20 protein-coding genes and 3 pseudogenes are annotated in these 21,813 nt (G+C 73.0%); 17 read left to right on the top strand and 6 right to left on the bottom strand.

Going from position 1 to position 21,813, the window contains the following annotated elements; translation table 11 throughout:
* Nucleotides 1-24: 24 nt before the first annotated feature.
* From pcaC to AC07DW_RS23855, 6 genes and pseudogenes are all read left to right on the top strand, one after another.
* Nucleotides 25-1,659 (top strand): 4-carboxymuconolactone decarboxylase, encoded by a 1,635-nt coding sequence (gene pcaC / locus AC07DW_RS23880; protein ID WP_478859711.1) that lies wholly within the window; start codon nucleotides 25-27, stop codon nucleotides 1,657-1,659.
* 27 nt (nucleotides 1,660-1,686) lie between these two features.
* Nucleotides 1,687-2,319, top strand: a complete 633-nt coding sequence (locus AC07DW_RS23875; RefSeq protein ID WP_478859710.1) for an MBL fold metallo-hydrolase — start codon at nucleotides 1,687-1,689, stop codon at nucleotides 2,317-2,319.
* Between the two features lie 30 nt (nucleotides 2,320-2,349).
* Nucleotides 2,350-3,129 (top strand): exodeoxyribonuclease III, encoded by a 780-nt coding sequence (locus AC07DW_RS23870; RefSeq protein WP_478859709.1) that lies wholly within the window; start codon nucleotides 2,350-2,352, stop codon nucleotides 3,127-3,129.
* 48 nt (nucleotides 3,130-3,177) lie between these two features.
* Complete coding sequence (locus AC07DW_RS23865; protein ID WP_478859708.1) at nucleotides 3,178-3,612, top strand: DUF6278 family protein; 435 nt, start codon at nucleotides 3,178-3,180, stop codon at nucleotides 3,610-3,612.
* A gap of 123 nt (nucleotides 3,613-3,735) precedes the next feature.
* Nucleotides 3,736-4,074 (top strand): annotated as a pseudogene (locus tag AC07DW_RS23860) (ATP-binding cassette domain-containing protein); the annotation flags it as partial.
* Between the two features lie 2 nt (nucleotides 4,075-4,076).
* Nucleotides 4,077-4,337 (top strand): annotated as a pseudogene (locus tag AC07DW_RS23855) (ABC transporter permease subunit); the annotation flags it as partial.
* A gap of 171 nt (nucleotides 4,338-4,508) precedes the next feature.
* Here the strand turns inward: AC07DW_RS23855 and AC07DW_RS23850 are convergent.
* From AC07DW_RS23850 to AC07DW_RS23840, 3 genes are all read right to left on the bottom strand, one after another.
* Nucleotides 4,509-6,083 (bottom strand): alpha/beta fold hydrolase, encoded by a 1,575-nt coding sequence (locus AC07DW_RS23850; protein ID WP_478859707.1) that lies wholly within the window; start codon nucleotides 6,081-6,083, stop codon nucleotides 4,509-4,511.
* A 129-nt stretch (nucleotides 6,084-6,212) separates the two neighbouring features.
* On the bottom strand, nucleotides 6,213-7,397 hold the full coding sequence (locus tag AC07DW_RS23845; RefSeq protein ID WP_478859706.1) for a L,D-transpeptidase: 1,185 nt from the start codon (nucleotides 7,395-7,397) through the stop codon (nucleotides 6,213-6,215).
* 104 nt (nucleotides 7,398-7,501) lie between these two features.
* Nucleotides 7,502-8,230 (bottom strand): hypothetical protein, encoded by a 729-nt coding sequence (locus AC07DW_RS23840; RefSeq protein ID WP_478859705.1) that lies wholly within the window; start codon nucleotides 8,228-8,230, stop codon nucleotides 7,502-7,504.
* A gap of 104 nt (nucleotides 8,231-8,334) precedes the next feature.
* On the opposite strand from AC07DW_RS23840, the gene ggt reads away from it, so the two are divergent.
* A complete protein-coding gene (gene ggt, locus AC07DW_RS23835) occupies nucleotides 8,335-10,143 on the top strand; it encodes a gamma-glutamyltransferase (protein WP_478859704.1) in 1,809 nt (602 codons plus the stop codon).
* 179 nt (nucleotides 10,144-10,322) lie between these two features.
* On the top strand, nucleotides 10,323-11,180 hold the full coding sequence (locus AC07DW_RS23830) for a GNAT family N-acetyltransferase (RefSeq protein WP_478859703.1): 858 nt from the start codon (nucleotides 10,323-10,325) through the stop codon (nucleotides 11,178-11,180).
* 31 nt (nucleotides 11,181-11,211) lie between these two features.
* Here the strand turns inward: AC07DW_RS23830 and map are convergent, their stop codons facing one another.
* Complete coding sequence (gene map / locus AC07DW_RS23825; protein ID WP_478859702.1) at nucleotides 11,212-11,979, bottom strand: type I methionyl aminopeptidase; 768 nt, start codon at nucleotides 11,977-11,979, stop codon at nucleotides 11,212-11,214.
* A 32-nt stretch (nucleotides 11,980-12,011) separates the two neighbouring features.
* Here map and AC07DW_RS23820 point away from each other — a divergent pair, with 32 nt between their 5' ends.
* The gene (locus AC07DW_RS23820; protein WP_478859701.1) at nucleotides 12,012-12,275 is read left to right on the top strand and encodes a helix-turn-helix domain-containing protein; all 264 of its coding nucleotides are present in this window, start codon (nucleotides 12,012-12,014) and stop codon (nucleotides 12,273-12,275) included.
* A gap of 65 nt (nucleotides 12,276-12,340) precedes the next feature.
* On the top strand, nucleotides 12,341-12,733 hold the full coding sequence (locus tag AC07DW_RS23815; RefSeq protein WP_478859700.1) for a PPOX class F420-dependent oxidoreductase: 393 nt from the start codon (nucleotides 12,341-12,343) through the stop codon (nucleotides 12,731-12,733).
* Between the two features lie 794 nt (nucleotides 12,734-13,527).
* Here the strand turns inward: AC07DW_RS23815 and AC07DW_RS23810 are convergent.
* A complete protein-coding gene (locus AC07DW_RS23810; RefSeq protein WP_478859699.1) occupies nucleotides 13,528-13,713 on the bottom strand; it encodes a hypothetical protein in 186 nt (61 codons plus the stop codon).
* A 336-nt stretch (nucleotides 13,714-14,049) separates the two neighbouring features.
* Between AC07DW_RS23810 and AC07DW_RS23805 the strand changes: the two genes are divergently transcribed.
* From AC07DW_RS23805 to AC07DW_RS23780, 6 genes are all read left to right on the top strand, one after another.
* On the top strand, nucleotides 14,050-14,892 hold the full coding sequence (locus AC07DW_RS23805; protein WP_478859698.1) for a nitrilase-related carbon-nitrogen hydrolase: 843 nt from the start codon (nucleotides 14,050-14,052) through the stop codon (nucleotides 14,890-14,892).
* The gene (locus AC07DW_RS23800; protein ID WP_478859697.1) at nucleotides 14,889-16,187 is read left to right on the top strand and encodes an aspartate aminotransferase family protein; all 1,299 of its coding nucleotides are present in this window, start codon (nucleotides 14,889-14,891) and stop codon (nucleotides 16,185-16,187) included. Before AC07DW_RS23805 ends, AC07DW_RS23800 begins: the two co-directional genes overlap by 4 nt.
* Nucleotides 16,188-16,207: 20 nt before the next feature.
* The gene (gene hydA / locus AC07DW_RS23795; RefSeq protein ID WP_478859696.1) at nucleotides 16,208-17,617 is read left to right on the top strand and encodes a dihydropyrimidinase; all 1,410 of its coding nucleotides are present in this window, start codon (nucleotides 16,208-16,210) and stop codon (nucleotides 17,615-17,617) included.
* A 12-nt stretch (nucleotides 17,618-17,629) separates the two neighbouring features.
* Nucleotides 17,630-18,631 (top strand): TIGR03842 family LLM class F420-dependent oxidoreductase, encoded by a 1,002-nt coding sequence (locus AC07DW_RS23790; RefSeq protein ID WP_478859695.1) that lies wholly within the window; start codon nucleotides 17,630-17,632, stop codon nucleotides 18,629-18,631.
* Between the two features lie 161 nt (nucleotides 18,632-18,792).
* Entirely contained in the window at nucleotides 18,793-19,230 is a 438-nt protein-coding gene (locus AC07DW_RS23785) for a hypothetical protein (RefSeq protein WP_478859694.1), read from the top strand.
* 99 nt (nucleotides 19,231-19,329) lie between these two features.
* A complete protein-coding gene (locus AC07DW_RS23780; protein WP_478859693.1) occupies nucleotides 19,330-19,656 on the top strand; it encodes a YkvA family protein in 327 nt (108 codons plus the stop codon).
* A 10-nt stretch (nucleotides 19,657-19,666) separates the two neighbouring features.
* On the opposite strand, the gene AC07DW_RS23775 is transcribed toward AC07DW_RS23780, so the two are convergent.
* The gene (locus tag AC07DW_RS23775) at nucleotides 19,667-20,722 is read right to left on the bottom strand and encodes a lipoate--protein ligase family protein (RefSeq protein ID WP_478859692.1); all 1,056 of its coding nucleotides are present in this window, start codon (nucleotides 20,720-20,722) and stop codon (nucleotides 19,667-19,669) included.
* 244 nt (nucleotides 20,723-20,966) lie between these two features.
* Between AC07DW_RS23775 and AC07DW_RS23770 the strand changes: the two are divergent.
* A pseudogene (locus tag AC07DW_RS23770) lies at nucleotides 20,967-21,722 on the top strand (gamma-glutamyltransferase); the annotation flags it as partial.
* Between the last annotated feature and the right edge of the window lie 91 nt (nucleotides 21,723-21,813).

The raw sequence follows: 21,813 nt of genomic DNA, 5'->3' as shown, positions 1-21,813 counted from the left end.
GTGATACGTGAGAGGGTCTGGGGCGTGAGTGAGACACCACCGAACACCCTGCAATACCGCTGCGACGGGCCGGAGGAGGCCCCGGTCCTGATCCTGGGTCCCTCACTGGGCACCACATGGCACATGTGGGACCGGCAGATACCCGAGCTCGTACGGCAGTGGCGGGTCATCCGGTTCGACCTGCCCGGTCACGGCGGCGCCCCCGCCCACCCCGCGACCTCCGTCGCCGAGCTCACCGGCCGGCTGCTGGCCACCCTCGACGAACTCGGCGTCCAGCGTTTCGGCTACGCGGGCTGCTCCATCGGCGGGGCCATCGGCACCGACCTGGCCCTGCGGGCCCCGCACCGGCTCGCCTCGCTCGCCCTGATCGCCTCCTCGCCGCGCTTCGGCACCGCCGACGAGTTCCGTCAGCGCGGGGTGATCGTCCGCGCCAACGGCCTCGACCCGGTGGCCCGCACCGCGCCCGAGCGCTGGTTCACCCCCGGCTTCGCCGCCGCCCAGCCCGCGATCGTCGAGTGGGCGGTGCAGATGGTCCGGACGACCGACGCCGGTGCCTACGTCGCCGCCTGCGAGGCCCTGGCCTCCTTCGACGTACGCGCCGACCTCGGCCGCGTGGGCGTCCCCACCCTCGTCCTGGTCGGCTCCGAGGACCGCGTCACCGGCCCCGCCGAGGCGCGCCACCTGGTCGCGGGCATCCCCGACGCCCGGCTCGCCGTGGTGCCCGGCGCGTCCCACCTCGCGCCCGTGGAGCAGCCCGCGGCCGTCACCGACCTGCTGGTGCGGCACTTCTCCACGTCGTGGCAGGCCGTGTCCGACTCGTCGACCGGCATGGCCGCCCTCGCGGTGCCGCCCGTGGGGGCGGCCATCGCCGCGCCGGCCGCCCCCGCCGCCGCGCACCCCGTCGCGCCGGCCTCCGCCACGCCCGGGCGCCCCGGTGACGCCGCCCCGCACGCGCCGGGCCCCCTCACCCCGGGCCCCCTCACCCCGGGCCCCCTCACCCCGGGCCCCCTCACCCCGGGCCCCCTCACGCCCGGTGCCGCACAGGCCGGAGCCGTACCGCCGGGAGCGCCGGCCGCCGGAGCCGTACCACCCGGCGCCGTGACGCATGGGGCGCCCATGACGCATGGGGCGCCCATGACGCATGGGGCGCCCATGACGCACGGGGCGCCCGTGACCCCCGGTGCCGTACCGCCCGGGGCGGTCGCACCCGGTGCCGTCCCGGCGGCCGGCGTCCACACCGCCGGGCCCGCGGTGGCCGAGCCCGCCGCGGCCGGGCGGCCCGACCCGTACGACGCGGGCATGAAGGTACGGCGCGAGGTCCTCGGCGACGCGCACGTCGACCGCGCCATGGCCGCCGCCGACGACTTCACCGGCGACTTCCAGGAGCTGATCACCCGCTACGCCTGGGGCGAGGTGTGGACCCGCGACGGCCTGGACCGCCGCACGCGCAGCGCCGTCACCCTGACCGCCCTGGTCGCCGGCGGCCACCTGGACGAGCTGGCCTTCCACACGCGGGCCGCGCTGCGCAACGGACTGTCGCCCGCCGAGATCAAGGAGGTGCTGCTCCAGACCGCCGTCTACTGCGGTGTCCCGGCCGCCAACTCGGCGTTCCGGGTGGCCCGGCAGGTGATCCTGGAGGAGACCACGCCGGAGGCGTGATCCGGCCGAGCAGGAGAGGACGCCCTCATGAAGCTGACCAAGATGTCCCACGCGTGCGTGCGGCTGGAGAAGGACGGGCGCACGCTCGTCGTCGACCCCGGCGGGTTCAGCGAACGGGACGCGGCGCTGGGCGCCGACGCCGTCCTGGTCACCCACGAGCACCCCGACCACTTCGACGAGGGGCGGCTGCGGGCCGCCCTGGAGGCCGACCCCGGCGTCGAGATCTGGACGCTGCGCAGCGTGGCGGAGAAGATCGCGCCGGCCTTCCCCGGCCGGGTCCACACGGTCGGCCACGGCGACACCTTCACCGCCGCCGGGTTCGACGTCCAGGTGCACGGCGAACTGCACGCGGTGATCCACCCCGACATCCCCCGGATCACGAACATCGGCTTCCTGGTCGACGGGTCCGTCTTCCACCCCGGCGACGCGCTCACCGTCCCCGACCACCCGGTCGACACGCTGATGCTCCCGGTGATGGCCCCCTGGAGCAAGATCTCCGAGGTCATCGACTACGTGCGCGAGGTGGGGCCGCGGCGCGCCATCGACATCCACGACGCGCTGCTCACCGATCTGGCCCGGCCGATCTACGACCGCCAGATCGGCGCCCTGGGCGGAACCGACCACGGCCGGCTGTCCCCCGGGGACGCGACGGACCTCTGACTGTCACAGGCCCCCGTTAGGCTGTGGCACATGCGCATCGCCACCTGGAACGTCAATTCGATCACCGCCCGGCTGCCCCGCCTGCTGGCCTGGCTGGAGAGCAGCGGCACGGACGTGCTGTGCATCCAGGAGACCAAGTGCACCGCGGAGCAGTTCCCCACCGACGAGCTGCGCGAGCTGGGGTACGAGTCGTCGGTCCACGCCACCGGCCGGTGGAACGGCGTGGCCCTGGTCTCCCGCGTGGGCCTGGAGGACGTCGTCCACGGCCTGCCGGGCGGCCCGGAGTACGAGGGCGTGGCCGAGCCCCGGGCCATCTCCGCCACCTGCGGCCCCGCCCGGGTCTGGTCGGTGTACGTGCCGAACGGCCGCGAGGTGGCCCACGAGCACTACGCCTACAAGCTGCGCTGGCTTGAGGCGCTCAAGCACGCGGTCGCCGACGACGCGGCGGCCGCCCGCCCCTTCGCGGTGCTCGGCGACTTCAACATCGCGCCGACCGATGACGACGTCTTCGACCGCTCCCTCTTCGAGGGCTCCACGCACGTCACCGAGCCCGAGCGCGCCGCGCTCGCCGGACTGCGCGAGACCGGGCTCACCGACGTGGTGCCGCGCCCGCTGAAGTACGACCACCCCTTCACGTACTGGGACTACCGCCAACTGTGCTTCCCCAAGAACCGGGGCATGCGCATCGACCTGGTCTACGGCAACAAGCCGTTCGCCGACGCCGTCAAGGACAGCTATGTCGACCGTGAGGAGCGCAAGGGCAAGGGCGCGTCCGACCACGCGCCGGTCGTCGTCGACCTCGACGTGTAGCGCGCGCCCTGTAGTGCGTCCGGTGGGTTCGGTGCGACGCTGGGCGGTATGAACATCCCTTTCCTGGACGCCTGGCGCAAGCGGCACGGTGGCGGCGGGCACGCCCCCTCCGCGGTGGAGAGAGACGCGGAGGGCGTGGCGGACATGCTCGCCGAGTGCGACCTGCTGCGCTCCCGTGTGCAGGAGTTCGGGGTCCAACTGGACGACACGCCCCGGTCCTTGGAGGCCATCGACCAGTTGCTGCCGCGGTGGCGGGACGACCCCGAGGAGCTGCCCTGGCTGGGCAACGACGCGGGCCTCTACCTCGGTACGGTCATCGTACGGACGGTGGCGGGCGCGCACTGGTACCTGACGCCGGGCGGCCACCCCGTCGTCCGGCTCGTGTCCGGCCGGGAGATCCACGTCGTCGAGGCCGGCCTCGACTGGGCGATCAGCGGTTCGCCCGAGCTCTCCCAGGTCTACGCGGAGGCCGCCGAGGGATAGAAACCGGTTGGGGTGGTTATACGGCTTATGCCCCTCTTATGCGTGTCGTGGGCGTGAAGTCCCTTTTTGGGCTGGATAGTTTGCGCTGACCTCGACACAGCTGAGAATGGGGCAGGGCAGCGTATGGCCGTCGATCCGTTGATCGAGCTGCGTGACGTCGACAAGTACTTCGGGCAGTCGCACGTCCTCCAGGACATCACCCTCACCGTCGGCCGCGGTGAGGTCGTGGTCGTCGTCGGGCCGTCGGGTTCGGGCACGTCCACACCGTGCCGGGCGGTCAACCGGCTGGAGGCGGTCGAGTCGGGCCGGATCATCGTCGACGGGCGGGACCTCCCCGAGGAGGGGAAGGCCCTGGCCGGGCTGCGGGCCGAGGTCGGCATGGTCTTCCAGTCGTTCAACCTCTTCGCCCACCGGACCGTGCTGGAGAACGTCTCCCCGGCCCCCGTCGAGGTCCGCGGCCGTGCGCCGCGGCCCTCTCCCTCGTCCTGGGGGCCGTCCTGGCCGCCGGGCGGCTGTCCGAGCACCGGGTCCCGCGGTGGGCGGCGACCGCCGTGGTGGATTTCTTCCGCGCCAAGCCCGTCCTGGTGATGATCTTCTTCATCTTCGTGGCGCTGAAGGGGCAGTCGCTGCCCGCCCTGGTCACCGGGCTGACGCTGTACGACGGCTCGGTGCTCGCCGAGGTGTTCCGGGCTGGCGTCGACTCGGTGGAGCGCGGCCGGCGCGAGAGGCGACGGCGCAGCCCTAAGGCGGAAGGTCCGCACATCGGACCGGCCGCAACAGGGACGCTGCTGCCGGTGGGTCCCTCCGTGCCGGATTGGGACACGGAGGGGACGCGGCGGCGAGTCGGAGTGCCGGAACACCCGATGGGCCAAGGCCCGCCCGGCAGCGGCCGGAGATCACTTCTCGCGCAGTGGGACCGACACGTACGACGGGTCGGCCTGCGGCGAGGAGAAGGTCAGCCGCGCGCCGGACGGGTTGTGCTCGATGTACAGCGGGTCGACGGTGTCGACGACCAGGGCGAGCCGGTGGCCGGCCGGAACGTCGTAGGAGGTGGAGAACAGCTCCAGGTCCACGGCGAACGGCCGGCCCGGCGTCCGGTCGTGGAAGGTGTACGGGGCGTTGCTCACCAGCTTGCCGACGCCGAGCGGGCCGACGTCGTAGAGGTACGCGACCAGCGTGCCGCTGGACTTGGTGCTGGTGACCGTGGTGTGCAGCTTCGCCGTGCCGCGGACGCGCCGGACGGACTCGTACCGCTCGGACTGCCAGACGGCCGCGAAGGAGCGGGGGAGGAGGGGGATGGACGCGGTGGGCGGCAGCTTGAGGAACTGGTCCAGCAGGTTGGAGAGCATCACGATGCCGCCGTTGGCCCCGGAGTCGACGTTCGCGTACACCCGCTGCTCGCCCGCGAGAGCGATCTTGTGGTCCGTGGCGCCGACCGACTTCCAGTCGGGGTAGCCCTCGTAGGTCCCGCCGGTGCGGGACTTCAGCTGGACCGGCTGCTCGCGGTCGATGCCGTTGTCGACGCCCCTGAGGTGGTGGTCGAACCAGCGGTGGGCGTTGGTCCAGGTGTCGTTGGGCAGGCCGAGCAGACCCGTGGCCTCGGCGGTGGCGTGGTCGCCGGGCCGGAACTCCAGGCGCTTGGGACCGGTGAGCTTCTCGTAGAAGGAGGCGTACTGGTTGGGCGGGAAGATGGTGTCGCCCCAGGCGTTGCCGAGCATGATCGCGGTGCCGTTGGTGTTGATCCGGTCCAGTTGGAAGGCGGGGGAGCGCTTGGCGCCCCACGCGATCATCTCGTCCTCCTTGTCGAGGTTGGAGGCGAGGAAGTCCTTGAGGGTCTGCTGGAGTTCGGGGCTCGGACGGCCGGTGAGGTAGCCGGTGCCCCCGAGCATCGCGGCGGCCTGGAGATGCTGCGTACGGCCGCTGTAGATGGAGTCGATGAGGTCCGCCCAGCCGCTCATCGCGACGACGGCCTTGATCCGCTCGTCGTGCGCGGCGGCGAGCAGGCTGATGCCGGCGCCGTAGCTGACGCCCGCCATGCCGATCCGCTCAGGGTCGGCGGGGGTGTTGGCCAGCGCCCAGTCGATGACCTTGGAGGCGTCGGCGACGTCCGGCGAGCCGGCCACCTCGATGTTCCCCCCGGACTGCCAGAAGCCGCGGGAGTTGTAGCCGACGACGACGTAACCGGCGTCGGCGAGCTTCGTCGCCTGGGCGAGGTACTCGATCTGCGGCATGGACCAGCTGGTGGGCAGCACGATCACCGGGTAGCGGCGCGTTCCGTCGGACCCGGCCGGCGTGACGACGTTGGCCTTCAGCACGGTGCCGCCGTCGCCGGCGATGTCGACGAACCGTATGCCGCCGCTCGTGCCGGTGGCGGCGGCGGTGGGGGCGAACCCCAGAGCCGTCCCGGCCAGCAGGGCGGCCGAGACGGCGCCGGTCGTCGTCGTACGCAGGGCTGTGTGCCGCTTCACCACGGTTCGTTCCCCCATCGCTGTTGAGCGCTTGAAAGGTGAACCGAAGGAAAGCACGAGCGGCTTACCGGAGGTAACCCATCGGTAAGTTACGCAGTAGTAACGAATGTTGGACGCCCAGTCGACGAAGGATCAGCGAAGGGCGCTCTTCGCCTGCCAGTCGGCCCAGGACAGGTTCCACTCGCCGTAGCCGTTGTTGAGGGCCTGCGTGCCCTTGGCGTCGCCGCCCTCCACCTCGAACGGGTCGCCGACCCGCACCTGGTCGTACACCCACCGGGCGTCCGGGGTGTCCATGCCGATGCAGCCGGAGCTCTTGTTGGCGCTGCCCATGTACCGGGCGTTCCACGGCGCGGCGTGCGCGTACATCCCCGACCAGGTCAGCCGCATCGAGTAGTCGACCATCTTGTCGTACGCGTCGCCCAGGCCGACCGTCTCGGAGCGCATGTTGATCGTGCCCTCCTTCGACATCAGCACGGTCCTGCCGCGCCAGGACGCCTTGTCGCCGCCCGGTGTACCGCCCGACACCGGGACGTCCCCCACCTCCCGGCCGTCCCGGAGCAGCTTCAGCCGGTGGCTGTCCAGGTCGACCTTGACCAGCTGGTTCCTCCCGACGGTCATGTCGGTCGTGTAGTCGCGGACGAACCACCCGCCGCCTTCCCCCGAGTCGACGCCGTTGAGCTCCGCCTTCAGGGTGACCTTCGTACCCGGCTTCCAGTACTCCTTCGGCCGCCAGTCGACCCGGTCCTTGCCGGACCAGTCCTCCATCCAGCCCCACGACCCGACCGTGCCGTTCGACGTCGTCACCTTGAGGTGCTTCTCCACCTCGGCCCTGTTCCCCACCGGGTGGTCGAAGACGACCGACAGCGGGTGGGCGATGCCGACCGTGCTGTTCCTGCCCGGGGCCAGCGTCAGCTTGTTCACCTTGCCCGGCGCGGCCGTGGCGAAGTCCGCCCTGGCGGTGCCACCGTCCACGGAGCGCGCCTCGACGGTGTATCCGGTGCCGGGCGCCGCCACGCGGGTGGAGGTCCAGGTGCGGCCGTCGGCGGAGACCGTGCCGCCGAGCGTGGTGCCCCTGGAGTCGGTGACGGTCACCTGCCGGAGTTCGCCCTCGGCCAGCGTCACCTTCACCGGCTTGCCGGCCTTCGCCTGCCCGCCGGACAGGTTCACCGAGATCCGGGCCCCCGGCGCGGCGCCCTGCCCGTCGGCCTTCGCGGGCCCCGGGCCGCCCGAACACGCGGTCAGGGCCGCCGCGGCGAGGACCGCACCGCTAGCCAGGGCGGCGGGGCGGAAGGGGCTGCGCGGGCGTGTGCGGGTCACCTGGAAAACCTCCGATGCGTTTCTGTGTCCCCCGGTGAGAGGGTGATCGGAGGCTCCGGGTTGCCCGGAAGCGCCGGAAATCTCCACCCGTGACGGGTGGGGTGTCAACCGGCCTCGACCGCCGGGGCCGTCCGCGCCGTACGGGTCACGTCCGCGACCAGCTCGACGACGTCGGGACCGTACGCCTGCGAGTTGACCACCTTCAGCAGCAGCACGAAGGAACCGTCCGCGCCGTACTGGCGGGCCAGCCGCTCGTGGTGCCGGACCAGGTAGCGGCTGGCCGCCTGGTTGGTGATCGCGCGCTGGCCGCAGAAGAGGAACACCGGCCGGGCGCCCTCACCGGCGGTGAGCCGGGCGAGGAGGACGTACTCGGACGTCCCCGCGTCCATCGGGTAGCGCTCGCCGCCGATCGTGAACGCGCCGCGCCCGGCGACCGGCTCCACCTCCGTGTTGACGTCGACACCCGGGAGCAGGACGGCCAGGTGGGCGGCCATCCGGCGGTTCGAGTACGGGCCGCCGAGGCAGAACTCGGTGCGCTCGCCGAAGCCCTGCTGCGCCGTGTCGTGGTGCACGATGCGGGCGTGGGCGCCGCAGTCCTTGATGAGCGCCGACAGCTCCAGCAGCGCGAACACGTCGAAGCGGTGCACCACACCCTCGCCGCCCGCCTCGCGGTTGACCACCAGCAGGCACTCGGCGTTCCCCGGCAGTCCGAAGAAGGCCTGCTTGCGGCGGAGCCGGCGGCGCCACAGCGCGGTGCGGGCCAGCCAGCCGAGCGACGCGCTGACCCCCGTGGCGATGACGCCGAGCACGATGTTGAGCAGGTCTTCATACATGGGCGCGCATGGTAGCGGGGGAGCGGAACGTTGTTCGAGGCGGTCCTGGCACGGGGCTGCCCGCGAAGTTAGGCTGCCCGGACGGTCGTTGACTGGAGGTACGGATGCGTCGGTCCCACGTACGTAACGTCTCGCTCGCCGCTGTCGCCGCCACGGTCCTCGCGGTCGGCGCCGCGGCGCCGCCGCCGACGGAACGTCCGGCACCCGTCAAGGAACCGGTGGCGGTCGGGTACGGCGGAGCCGTCGCGAGCGTGGACCCGGACGCCTCCGCCGCCGGGATCGAGGTGCTGCGGCGCGGCGGCAACGCCGTGGACGCTGCGGTCGCCACCGCCGCCGCGCTCGGCGTCACCGAGCCGTACTCGGCGGGCATCGGCGGCGGCGGGTACTTCGTGTACTACGACGCCAGGACCCGCACGGTGCACACCGTCGACGGCCGCGAGACGGCCCCCCGCTCCGCCGACTCGTCGCTGTTCCTCGGCGGCGACGGCAAGCCCCTCCCCTTCGAGGAGGCCATGACCAGCGGGCTGAGCGTCGGCACCCCCGGCACGCCCGCCACCTGGGACACCGCGCTCGACGCCTGGGGCAGCAAGTCGCTGCGGGACCTGCTCAAGCCGGCCGAGCGGCTGGCCCGCGACGGGTTCACCGTCGACGCCACCTTCCGGGCCCAGACCGCCGCCAACGAGGCGCGGTTCCGCGACTTCCCCGCCTCCGCCGAGCTGTTCCTGCCGGGCGGGCGGCTGCCCGTCGTGGGGTCCGTCATCAGGAACCCGGACCTGGCGCGCACGTACGAGAAGCTGGGCCGCCACGGCGCGGGCGCGCTGTACCACGGCGACCTGGCCCGCGACATCGTCCGCACCGTCCAGGACCCGCCCGTCCGGGAGGGCGCCACCCGCCGGGTACGCGCCGGGGACCTGACGCGACGCGACCTGGCGGCGTACCGGACCAAGCGGCAGCGCCCCACGAAGACGTCGTACCGCGGCCTCGACGTCTACGGCATGGCGCCGTCCTCGTCGGGCGGCACCACCGTGGGCGAGGCGCTGAACATCCTGGAGCGCACCGACCTGTCGTCCCTGCCCGAGGCGCGGTACCTGCACCGGTTCATCGAGGCGAGCCGCGTCGCCTTCGCCGACCGGGGCCGGTGGGTCGGCGACCCGGCGTTCGAGGACGTCCCGGTCAAGGGCCTGCTGTCGCAGCGCTTCGCCGACTCGCGCGCCTGCCTGATCCGTGACGACGCGGTCCTCACCAGCCCGCTCGCCCCGGGCGACCCCCGCCACCCGGTGCCGTGCGCGGCCGGCGGGAAGGCGGCGCCGACGACGTACGAGGGCGAGAACACCACGCACCTGACGGCGTCCGACAAGTGGGGCAACGTCGTCGCGTACACCCTCACCATCGAGTCGACGGGCGGCAGCGGCATCACCGTGCCGGGACGCGGCTTCCTGCTCAACAACGAGCTGACCGACTTCTCCTTCGCCCCCGCCGACCCGGCCGTGCACGACCCGAACCTCCCCGGCCCCGGCAAGCGCCCCCGCTCCTCCATGTCGCCCACGATCGTCCTGGACCACCACGACCGGCCGGTCCTCGCCCTGGGCTCGCCGGGCGGCGCGACCATCATCACGACCGTGCTGCAGACCCTGACGGGCGCCCTCGACCGCGACCTGCCCCTCGTCGAGGCCATCGCCGCCCCGCGCGCCAGCCAGCGCAACCAGACCACCACGGAACTCGAACCCGCCCTCTACGACGGCCCGCTGCGCGCCGAGCTGGAGGCACTGGGCCACGCCTTCAGGAAGAACCCCGAGATCGGCGCCGCGACCGGCGTCCAGCGCCTCCCGGACGGCCGCTGGCTCGCCGCCGCCGAGAAGACCCGCCGGGGCGGCGGCTCGGCCATGGTGGTCCGCCCGGCGGGCCGGCCGTAGCGCCGACGCCCCCGGCCGGCGCGGGGCGGGGACGGCCGTGACCGCCCCGTCCCGCCCGGCGCCGGAAGGCGCACCGGGAAGGCCCCCGTGGTCCGGCCGCTCCCGATTGCCGAAGGGCTGCCGGGCGCGTTCGATGGAGGGGGAGCCCGGCGGACCGCCCGCCGGGAGGAGAGGCGACCATGGACGTGGTACTGCGTCCCGGACGTGCGGACGACGCCCCGGAGTGCGGCAGGATCTGCTTCGAGGCCTTCGACGGCATCGCCCGGGAGCACGGGTTCCCCTCCGACATGCCGGGTCCGGAGCCCGCCGCCGACATGTTCCGGATGGTGTTCGGCCACCCCGGGTTCTACACCGTGGTCGCCGAGCTCGACGGCCGGATCGTCGGCAGCAACTGCCTCGACGAGCGTTCACCCGTCCTCGGCGTGGGTCCGATCACCGTGGACCCCGCCGTCCAGGACGGGGGCATCGGGCGCCGGCTCATGCGCGACGTCATGGAGCGGGCGGCCGACCGGGGAGCACCCGGCATCCGGCTGCTGCAGAGCGGCTACCACTGCCGGTCCTTCGCGCTCTACGCCGGCCTCGGGTTCGCCTTCCGCGAGACGCTGGCGTGCCTCCAGGGGCCTCCGGTCGGCGGGACGGTGCCCGGGTACGAGGTGCGGGCGGCCACCGACGCCGACCTGGCCGCCTGCGACGACCTGTGCCGCCGCGTGCACGGCGTCGACCGCGGCGGCGAACTCGCCGACGCGGTCCGGGCGGGCACGGCGCGGGTGACCGAGCACGACGGCCGGATCACCGGATACGCCACCGACCTGTCCTTCTTCGCCCACGCGGTCGGGGAGACCAGCGAGGACGTCCGGGCGCTCATCGCCGCGGCGCCGTCCTTCGGCGGCCCCGGCATCCTCGTACCGGCGCGCGACAGCGACCTGCTGGGGTGGTGCCTCGGCAACGGGCTCAAGGTGCGGCAGCTCATGAGCCTCATGACCGTCGGCCTCTACAACGAGCCGGCCGGGGCGTACCTGCCGTCCGTCCTGTACTGAGGAAGCGGGTGCCGGTCGGGGCGCGGCCCGCTCAGAGCACCGTCAGGATGCGCGGGCCGTCGTCCGTGATCGCCACGGTGTGCTCCGCGTGGGCCGCGCGGCTGCCGTCCCAGGTGCGGACCGTCCAGCCGTCGTGGTCCGTGCGGTGGTCGTCCCCGCCGCCGGCGATCACCATCGGCTCGATGGCCAGCACCATGCCGTGGCGCAGCGGCATCCCGCGCCCCGGCCGGCCCTCGTTGGGCACGCCCGGGTCCTCGTGCATCCGCCGCCCCACGCCGTGACCGCCGAACCCGTCCGGGATGCCGTAGCCGGCGGCCCGGCACACCCGGCCGACCGCGTGCGCGATGTCCCCGATCCGGTTGCCGACGACCGCCGCCGCGATACCCGCGTCGAGTGCCTCGTACACCGTGTCGACCAGGCGGGTGTCGGCGGGACGGGCCCGCCCGACCGTGAAGCTGATCGCCGCGTCACCCGCCCAACCGTCCAGTACGGCACCGCAGTCGATACTCACGAGGTCGCCGTCGCGCAGCCGGTAGCCGTCCGGGATCCCGTGCACCACCGCGTCGTTGACGGACGTGCAGAGCACCGCCGGGAACGGCACCGGAGCCCACTCCGGGCGGTAGCCGAGGAACGGCGACCCGGCGCCCGCCTCGCGCAGCACCTCGCGCGCGACCGCGTCCAGCGCTTCGAGCGCGACGCCGGGGGCGGCCGCGCTCCGTGCCGCCGCCAGCGCCTCGGCGACGACCCGTCCTGTTGCGCGCATGGCCTCAAGGGAGGCATCGGTTTTGATCTCCACCATGCCAATTACTATACCGGTATTAGTATGGGCGCATGGTCCGTACCCCCCTCACCCCAGAAGAGCGTGAACGCGGCGAGCGCCTCGGCCGGTTGCTGCGCGAGGCGCGCGGTCCGCGCAGCATGGTCGAGATCGCGGCGACCGCCGGGCTCTCGGCGGAGACCCTGCGCAAGATCGAGACGGGGCGCGCCCCGACCCCCGCCTTCTTCACCGTCGCGGCCCTGGCGGGCGCCCTCGGCCTGTCGATGGACGACCTGGTGTCCCGGTGCGCACCGGTGCCGTGCAGCGACGCGGCCTGAAGGTCCGCCCGGCGGCTCCGCATCGGCGAGGCGCGGTCGGCGTGCGAAGGTGTAGGCTCCCCGTCGTGATACCTGAAGGGTTGCGGCGCGGCCGTTATGTCAGTCTGACCACGTTCCGCAAGAACGGCACGGGGGTCGCCACACCGGTCTGGTACGCGGTGGACGGCGGCGAACTGTACGTCTGGACGCGAGAGGACTCCTGGAAGGTCAAGCGGCTGCGCCGCGACAGCCGGGTACTCGTCACCGCCTGCGACGCGCGGGGGCGGGTGGCGGACGGCGCCGCGAGCGCCGAGGGCACGGCACGGCTGATCGACGACGTCCGGGCCGTCCGGAAGCTGATGGCCCGGAAGTACGGCTGGCAGTTCTGGCTGGCCGACCTGCCGGCCGTCCTGGTGCGGCTGGGCAAGCGGCCGCACCTGGGGATCGCGGTGAGGTTCCCCGCCGAAAAGCCCTTGTAGCCCCTCGTCACACGGCTGGGGGCGAATGCCTCCGGGCCGGAGGACTCCGGCCGGCCGCGGGTGGGGCGAACATGACGGAGCGGCAACTCCGCGATGACGTACGGGCGTCGCGCGCTTCCTCGCGCGCCTGGTCGCCGTGCTCGACGAGGGCGGCGGCTGGTACGGCGTCTTCCTGCGGCGCCCCGCACGGGATGAGGGGTTGCCTCGACGGCGCGGAGGTGCCGCCCTGGGACGTGGTGGAGGCGCTGCTCCAGGGCCTCGCGGGACGCGGCGGGGGACCCCGGGCGGAGGGGTACGCGCGCGGGAGCCGCACGCCGCCGCGGCCGCCGCGCACGACCGGCGCCCGGGCGGCCGGGAGGCGCTGCGGGAGCGGCTGGGGCTGATGCGGCACGCGCGGGCCGACGCCGTACGGCGCGGCGAGGAGCTGGTCGGCCGGCTGGCGACCGGTCCCGAGGGCACCCCGGACGCGGAACGGCTGGCCCACTCCCTCGCCCGGGCGCGCGACGACCACGCCAGGGCGTCCGCCCGGATCACGGAACTCGGCGCCCGGCTCGCGGCGCTCCCGGAAACCCCCGTACCCCGGCCCGAACCCGTGCCCGGCCCGAACCCGTGCCCGCACCGGCACCCCGGGCCCGCACCGGCACCGGCACCCCGGGCCCGCACCGGCGCCCGAACCCCTGCCCGCACCGGAGCCCGCCCGAAAGCGCCCCCGGGGCGCCCGGTACGCCTGGGTCGCGGAGGGCCCCACCCGGGCGCCGCCCCGTCCCCGCCCCCGTACCCGACCTGCCCCTCGCCTACGCGACGCCGCGCGGCGCCCGCTTCGGCGGAGGTGCCGGGCGGGAGGAGCGGCACCGGCCCGGCGGCCGCACCCCGTACCGCACCCCGCGTCGTTCGAGGACCCGGCGGGGCACCGCGCCGCCCGGGACGCGGTCGCCGTACCGCTGCGGCTCCGCGCCGAGGGCCGGGGCGGCGGGGCGCACCCCTGCTCCGCGAGGCGCCGCCGCCTGGCCCGCCGCCCACGTCCCGCACCGGCTGGTCCCGCCCCTGCCGGTCGCCGCCCCGCCGCCCCCGCCGCCGGGCCCTGCTCCACGCCCTCCGCGTCGCGGGCCCGCCCACCTCCTGACGCGCCGCGGGCGCCCCCGCTTGCGAACCCGGTGCGCACGTGCCCGATGTGGACCAGTCGGGTACGAAACATGATCGACTCCGGCCGTAGTCGGCGGCGGTCTTGCCCAGCAGTGTGACGAGGCTTACGTTCGCTTTCTACGCACCCCGTCTACGTGCGTAGAGGCTCTGACGCCGTGCCGAAGGAGCAGCTCATGTCCCACATCGTGCGCGCCGCCCTCGTCCAGGCGACCTGGACCGGCGACACCGAATCCATGATCGCCAAGCATGAGGAGCACGCCCGGGAGGCGGCCCGGCAGGGCGCCAAGGTCATCGGCTTCCAAGAGGTCTTCAACGCGCCCTACTTCTGCCAGGTCCAGGAGCCGGAGCACTACCGCTGGGCCGAGCCCGTCCCCGACGGCCCGACGGTCCGGCGTATGCAGGACCTCGCCCGCGAGACCGGCATGGTGATCGTCGTACCCGTCTTCGAGATCGAGGACGCCGGGTTCTACTACAACACCGCCGCCGTGATCGACGCCGACGGGACCTACCTCGGCAAGTACCGCAAGCACCACATCCCGCAGGTCAGGGGCTTCTGGGAGAAGTACTACTTCAGGCCCGGCAACCTCGGCTGGCCGGTCTTCGACACCGCCGTGGGCCGCGTCGGCGTCTACATCTGCTACGACCGCCACTTCCCCGAGGGCTGGCGCCAACTCGGCCTCAACGGGGCCCAGCTGGTCTACAACCCCTCCGCCACCCACCGCGGCCTGTCGTCCCACCTCTGGCAGCTGGAGCAGCCCGCCGCCGCGGTCGCCAACCTCTACTACGTCGCCGCCATCAACCGCGTCGGCCAGGAGGAGTACGGCGACAACGACTTCTACGGCACCAGCTACTTCGTGGACCCCCGGGGGCGGTTCGTCGGTGACGTGGCCTCCGACAAGCAGGAGGAGCTGCTCGTCCGCGACCTCGACTTCCGGCTCATCGACGACGTACGGCAGACCTGGGCCTTCTACCGCGACCGGCGCCCCGACGCCTACGAGGGGCTGATGAAGCCGTGACGAAGGACCTCCACGCGGCCGGCCTGCACGCCCGCCACAAGGCCGTCATCCCCGACTGGGTCTCCCTCTACTACCGGGACCCCATCGAGATCACCCACGGCGAGGGCCGGTACGTCTGGGACGCCACCGGCAAGCGCTACCTCGACTTCTTCGGCGGCATCCTCACCACCATGACCGCCCACGCCCTCCCCGAGGTCACCAAGGCCGTCACCGAGCAGGCCGGGCGGATCATCCACTCGTCCACCCTCTACCTCAACCGTCCCATGGTGGAGCTCGCCGAACGCGTCGCCCACCTCTCCGGCATCCCCGACGCCCGCGTCTTCTTCACCACCTCCGGTACGGAGGCGAACGACACCGCCCTGCTGCTGGCCACCGCGCACCGCCGCAGCAACCAGATCCTGGCCATGCGCAACAGCTACCACGGCCGGTCGTTCTCCGCGGTCTCCGTCACCGGCAACCGCGCCTGGTCGCCGACCACCTTCTCCCCGCTCCAGACGCTGTACGTGCACGGCGGCGTCCGCAACCGAGGCCCCTACGCGCACCTGTCCGACGCGCGGTTCATCGAGGCGTGCGTCGCCGACCTCGAGGACCTGCTCGGGCACACCGGCGACGTCGCCGCGCTGATCGCCGAGCCCATCCAGGGCGTCGGCGGCTTCACCTCCCCGCCGGACGGGCTGTACGCCGCCTTCCGCGAGGTCCTCGCCCCCCGCGGCATCCTCTGGATCGCCGACGAGGTGCAGACCGGCTGGGGGCGCACCGGCGAGCACTTCTGGGGCTGGCAGGCGCATGCCGCGAGCGGCCCGCCCGACGTCCTGACCTTCGCCAAGGGCATCGGCAACGGCATGTCCATCGGCGGCGTCGTGGCCCGCGCCGAGGCCATGAACTGCCTGAACGCCAACTCCATTTCCACGTTCGGCGGTTCCCCCGTCACGATGGCCGCCGGCCTCGCCAACCTCTCGTACCTCCTCGAACACGACCTCCAGGGCAACGCCCGGCGCGTCGGCGGGCTGCTCATCGAACGGCTCCGCGCCATCACGGCGAGCCACCCGCTCGTCCGCGAGGTGCGCGGGCGCGGCCTGATGCTGGGCATCGAACTGGTGCGGCCCGGCTCGGACGAGGCCAACCCGCAGGCCGCCGCCGCCGTCCTCGAAGCGGCCCGCGAAGGGGGCCTGCTCATCGGCAAGGGCGGCGGACACGACACCAGCGCGCTGCGCGTAGCCCCTCCGCTCTCACTGACCGTCGCCGAGGCCGAGGAGGGCGCCGCGATCCTCGAACGGGCCCTGCACGCGATCTGACCCAAGGGGGCGACCCACCCATGAGCACCACCCGCACCCTCGTCCGAGGCGGCCTCGTCATCACCGCCACCGACGAGACCCACGCCGACATCCTCATCGAGGACGGCCGGATCGCCGCACTCGCCGCCCACGGCTCCACGGTCTCCGCGTCGTGGACCGCCGAGCGCACGATCGACGCCACCGGCAAGTACGTCATCCCGGGCGGCGTCGACGCCCACACCCACATGGAACTGCCCTTCGGAGGCACCTTCGCCTCCGACGACTTCGAGACCGGCACCCGGGCCGCCGCGTGGGGCGGCACCACCACCATCGTCGACTTCGCCGTCCAGTCCATGGGCCACGCGCTGCGCGACGGCCTGGACGCCTGGCACGCCAAGGCCGACGGCAAGTGCGCCATCGACTACGCCTTCCACATGATCCTCTCCGACGTCGACGAGTCCTCCCTGAAGGAGATGGACCTGCTGGTGGGGGAGGGCGTCACGTCCTTCAAGCTCTTCATGGCCTACCCCGGCGTCTTCTACAGCGACGACGGCCGGATCCTGCGCGCCATGCAGCGCGCGTCCGCCAACGGCGGGCTGATCATGATGCACGCCGAGAACGGCATCGCGATCGACGTCCTCGTCGAACAGGCCCTCGCCCGCGGCGAGACCGACCCCCGTCACCACGGCGAGGTCCGCAAGGTGCTGCTGGAGGCCGAGGCCACGCACCGCGCCATCCAGCTCGCCCGGGTGGCCGGCGGCACCCCGCTCTACGTGGTGCACGTCTCCGCCGAGGAGGCCGTCGCCGAGATCGCCGCCGCCCGCGACAAGGGTCTGAACGTCTTCGGCGAGACCTGCCCCCAGTACCTCTTCCTGTCCACCGACAACCTCGCCGAGCCCGGCTTCGAGGGCGCGAAGTACGTGTGCAGTACGCCGCTGAGGCCGCGCGAGCACCAGGCGGCCCTCTGGCGCGGCCTGCGCACCAACGACCTCCAGGTGGTCTCCACCGACCACTGCCCGTTCTGCTTCAGCGGGCAGAAGGAGCTGGGCCGGGGCGACTTCTCCAAGATTCCCAACGGCCTGCCCGGCGTGGAGCACCGGATGGACCTCCTCCACCAGGCCGTCGTCGACGGGCACATCAGCCGCCGCCGCTGGATCGAGATCGCCTGCGCGTCCCCGGCCAGGATGTTCGGCCTCTACCCCAAGAAGGGCACCCTCGCCCCCGGCGCCGACGCGGACGTGGTCGTCTACGACCCGCACACCGAGCAGACCATCTCCGCCGCCACGCACCACATGAACGTCGACTACTCCGCGTACGAGGGGAAGACGGTCACCGGCCGGGTCGAGACCGTCCTGTCGCGCGGCCAGGTGGTCATCGACCGCGGCACCTACACCGGCCGCCCGGGGCACGGCGTCTACACCCCCCGCTCCACCTGCCAGTACCTGAACTAGGAGGCCAGGACAGTGGACTTCGGACTCGTCCTGCAGACCGACCCACCCGGCTCCGCCGTCGTCGGCCTGATGCGGCGCGCGGAACGCAACGGCTTCCGCTACGGCTGGACCTTCGACTCCGCCGTGCTCTGGCAGGAACCCTTCGTCATCTACAGCCGGATCCTGGAGCACACCCGGAAGCTGATCGTCGGCCCCATGGTCACCAACCCGGGCACCCGCACCTGGGAGGTCACCGCCTCCACCTTCGCCACCCTCAACGACATGTACGGCAACCGCACCGTGTGCGGCATCGGGCGCGGCGACTCCGCGATGCGCGTCGCGGGCCGCAAGCCCAACACGCTCGCCCGGCTCGGAGAGGCCATCGACGTCATCCGCGACCTCGCCGAGGGCCGGGAGGCCGTCGTGGACGGCCAGCCGGTCCGCATCCCCTGGGTGAAGAACGGCAAGCTGCCCGTCTGGATGGCCGCGTACGGCCCGAAGGCCCTCGCCCTCGCCGGGCAGAGGGCGGACGGCTTCATCCTCCAGCTCGCCGACCCCTTCCTGACCGAGTGGATGATCAGGGCGGTACGGAGGGCGGCCGGGGAAGCGGGCCGCGACCCGGCCTCGGTGACCATCTGCGTCGCCGCGCCCGCCTATGTAGGCGACGACCTGGAGCACGCGCGTGACCAGTGCCGCTGGTTCGGCGGCATGGTGGGCAACCACGTGGCCGACCTGGTGAGCCGGTACGGGGAGCACTCCGGCCTGGTGCCCGAGGCCCTCACCGCGTACATCAAGGCGCGCGAGGGCTATGACTACGGCCACCACGGCCGCGCCGGGAACCCCTCCACCGACTTCGTCCCCGACGAGATCGTCGACCGCTTCTGTCTCCTGGGCCCGCCGTCCGCGCACATCGCCCGGCTGGAGGCGCTGCGCGACCTTGGCGTCGACCAGTTCGCGGTGTACGCCATGCACGACGCGAAGGAGGCGACGATCGACGCGTACGGGTCGGACATCATCCCGGCACTCGGGGGCTGACGGTCGGGCCGTCTCCGGCCGTCGGCTCCGGCGGGGCGGCATCCGGTACCGGCGGCCGCGTCCAGCCCGCGAACCGGGTCGTTAACCACGGCGGTAGCGGGCAGGCTACTCACTACGCAAGGAGCCGGGGGATCCCCCGAACGAAGAGGAGGAGCGCGGTCGTGAGCAGTGCGAAGGAGGCCGAGCCGGGCAGTCGGAGGGCGGCCGGTCCGGCCGTGACCGAGCAGGTCGCCGATGTGCAACTGCAGATGCTGTGCAAGCTGCTGGCCCAGAACCCCCGGTCCAGCCTGCCGATCACCCTGCACCTGCCCAGTGGTGTCGTCTACGGGGACCTGATCGCCCACGAGGCGTGGAAGGCCGAGTGGTCGCAGGACCTGCGTCATGTCGAGGGACAGGGCGTGCAACTGCTGGCGACCCTGCCGGAAATGGTGGACCAGACGATCGACGAGCTGCCCGGCGAGACCGCCTCGCACCTGCCGCGGTGGATCCATCTGCGCGAGGTCACCAGCGTGACCGGACCGAAGCTGGTCACCGCGTCCTTGTGGCGGGGGCGGCTGGCGGACGTCGTGGGCTGGTCCCTCGGCAAACCGCCCCTGTAGCGACCGAGCCCGCGCGGATCGGCCGGCTCCGCCGCGGCCGGTCTCCGGACGAGCCACAGAGACGACGCGGAGACCGGACGACCAAGGGATGGGGCAGGCATGAGCCCGGAACTGAAGACCGCGCTGGTGGTGGCGGCCTGCGTGGCCGTGGTGACGTGCGTCCTGGCGATCGTCCTGCTGATCAGGCTGGCAGCGGTCCGTCGCCGCTTGCGCTCGGCCGGTGTGCCACTGGAGAACAAGGCCCTCTTCTGGGGCGCGATCGTCTACGCGCTCTGTCCGGTCGACCTTCTCCCCGATCCGATCTTCCTGGACGACATCGGGTTGCTGCTGGTCGCCCTTCGGGCACTGACGTCCGAGGCCGACCGGCACACGCGCCCGGCGGTCTCGGCCACCACCCTGAAGTCGCCCCGCCCGCAGCGCCGGTAGAGCCGCAGGCTCAGGGCACGCGGGCCGTCCACTCGGGTGAGCCGAACTTCGTCCGGGCCAGCTCACGCGCGCGTGCCATCTCGTCGTCCGTGACCCGGCCCTCCGACAGCCCGTACCGCTCGCGGAACGAGCCGATCATCCGCTCGATCACCGTCGCGCGCGGGAGGCCCGTCTGGCGGCGCAGCGGGTCGACGCGCTTCTTCGCGCTGCGGGTGCCCTTGTCGGACAGCTTCTCCCGGCCGATGCGCAGCACTTCGGTCATCCTGTCGGCGTCGATGTCGTAGGCCATCGTCACATGGTGCAGGACCGCCCCCTCGCCGCCGGCCAGCCGCTTCTGCGCGGCCCCGGCGATCTTGCCCGCCTCGGTGGCGATGTCGTTGAGGGGCTGGTACCACGCCTTGATGCCCATGTCGCCGAGCGCTCCCAGCACCCAGTCGTCGAGGTACGCGTAGCTGTCGGTGAAGGACAGCCCCTGCACCAGGGCGTCGGGCACGGAGAGCGAGTACGTGATGGTGTTGCCGGGCTCGACGAACATGGCGCCACCGCCGCTGATCCGGCGCACCACGGTGATGCCGTGCCGTTCGGCGGCCGCCGTGTCCACCTCGTTGCGCAGCGACTGGAAGCTGCCGATCACCACCGCCGGAGCGGCCCATTCCCACACCCGCAGGGTCGGCGGGCGGCGCCCGGCCGCGACCTCACCGGTGAGGACCTCGTCCAGCGCCATGTGCAGGGCGGGCGGCTGGGCGTCGTCGTGGACGAGCTGCCAGTCGTAGTCGGTCCAGTCGGTGGCGTGCGCCAGAGCGCGTCGTACGGCGACCCCGATGCCCTCGGTGGTGAGCCCGAACATCTGCGTGCCGGGCGGCAGCGCCGCGTCGATGCGGGCGGCGAGCCCCGACGCGTCGGTGTCGGCGGGCGCGCCCTCCAGAGCCCGGTCGATGGCCGGCAACGCCTCGTCCGGCTCCAGGAAGAAGTCCCCGCCGACCCTCACCCGGCGCAGCACCCCGTCCTCCGCGTCGAGGTCGACGACCACCAGCTTCCCGCCCGGAACCTTGTATTCGCCATGCACGTCCCGCGTCTCCCATCCGTCCCCGAACCGACCGTCATGTCACCCTATGCCCCGATCACCCGTCGGCGCCCCGGCCGCCCGGCACCCCGCGTCCCGACGGCCTCGCGCCCCGGCGGCCCACCACCCCGGCCACTTCGGCACCCCGGCGCCCCGCCCCGTACCGGGCGCGGGCGGCCGCCGATAGCCTGCTCGCCCTGCCCGGGTCCTCCCACCACCGGGTCCGCGAAGCGAGGTGACGGGCCGTATGTTCACCACCCGACCGACCCTCCAGGGCACCTTCGGCATGGTGTCCTCCACGCACTGGCTCGCCTCCCAGTCGGCCATAGCCGTCCTGGAGGAGGGCGGCAACGCCTTCGACGCCGCGGTGGCCGCCGGGTTCGTGCTGCACGTCGTCGAGCCGCACCTCAACGGACCCGCCGGAGAGGTGCCGGTCGTCCTCGCGCCCGCCGGCCGCCCGGTCCGGGTGCTGTGCGGCCAGGGTCCCGCGCCCGCCGGCGCGACCACCGCGCACTACCGGTCCCTCGGCCTGGACCTGGTCCCCGGCACCGGGCCGCTGGCCGCCGCCGTACCCGGCGCCTTCGACGCGTGGATGCTGCTGCTCCGCGACCACGGCACCCGCACCCTCGCCCAGGTGCTGCGGTACGCCGTCGACTACGCGGAGAACGGCCACCCGCCCGTGGAACGGATCGGCGGGACGGTGGAGACGGTCCGCGGCCTCTTCGAGCAGGAGTGGACCTCCTCCGCCGACGTCTACCTCCCGGCCGGCCGGCCCCCCGCTCCCGGCCGGCTGTTCCGCAACCCCGCTCTCGCCCGGACCTGGCGCCGCCTCGTCGACGAGGCGACCGCCGCGGCCGGTGACGACCGGACCGGCCAGATCGAGGAGGCCCGCCGCGTCTGGCGGGAGGGTTTCATCGCCGACGCCCTCGTACGGCAGGCCGCGCGCCCCACCATGGACACCAGCGGCGCCCGCCACACCGGCACTCTGGCCGCCGCCGACCTAGTGTCCTGCGCCGGGAATTCGTTGAATTAGTAAGCTGTCTCCATGGCGAAGATGGGGCGGCCGATGGCCGAGCTGGTGTTGTCGGAGGATG

This window comes from Streptomyces sp. NPDC045701 (assembly GCF_056432045.1).
This window is presented reverse-complemented; position numbering and strand designations above follow the sequence as displayed.

Bases quoted from the DNA above. Each gene is read 5' to 3' on its own strand.
- AC07DW_RS23875 (WP_478859710.1), top strand. From the start codon at position 1,687: ATGAAGCTGACCAAGATGTCCCACGCGTGCGTGCGGCTGGAGAAGGAC.
- AC07DW_RS23870 (WP_478859709.1), top strand. From the start codon at position 2,350: ATGCGCATCGCCACCTGGAACGTCAATTCGATCACCGCCCGGCTGCCC.
- AC07DW_RS23865 (WP_478859708.1), top strand. From the start codon at position 3,178: ATGAACATCCCTTTCCTGGACGCCTGGCGCAAGCGGCACGGTGGCGGC.
- AC07DW_RS23840 (WP_478859705.1), bottom strand. From the start codon at position 8,230: ATGTATGAAGACCTGCTCAACATCGTGCTCGGCGTCATCGCCACGGGG.
- ggt (WP_478859704.1), top strand. From the start codon at position 8,335: ATGCGTCGGTCCCACGTACGTAACGTCTCGCTCGCCGCTGTCGCCGCC.
- AC07DW_RS23830 (WP_478859703.1), top strand. From the start codon at position 10,323: ATGGACGTGGTACTGCGTCCCGGACGTGCGGACGACGCCCCGGAGTGC.
- map (WP_478859702.1), bottom strand. From the start codon at position 11,979: ATGGTGGAGATCAAAACCGATGCCTCCCTTGAGGCCATGCGCGCAACA.
- AC07DW_RS23820 (WP_478859701.1), top strand. From the start codon at position 12,012: ATGGTCCGTACCCCCCTCACCCCAGAAGAGCGTGAACGCGGCGAGCGC.
- AC07DW_RS23805 (WP_478859698.1), top strand. From the start codon at position 14,050: ATGTCCCACATCGTGCGCGCCGCCCTCGTCCAGGCGACCTGGACCGGC.
- hydA (WP_478859696.1), top strand. From the start codon at position 16,208: ATGAGCACCACCCGCACCCTCGTCCGAGGCGGCCTCGTCATCACCGCC.
- AC07DW_RS23780 (WP_478859693.1), top strand. From the start codon at position 19,330: ATGAGCCCGGAACTGAAGACCGCGCTGGTGGTGGCGGCCTGCGTGGCC.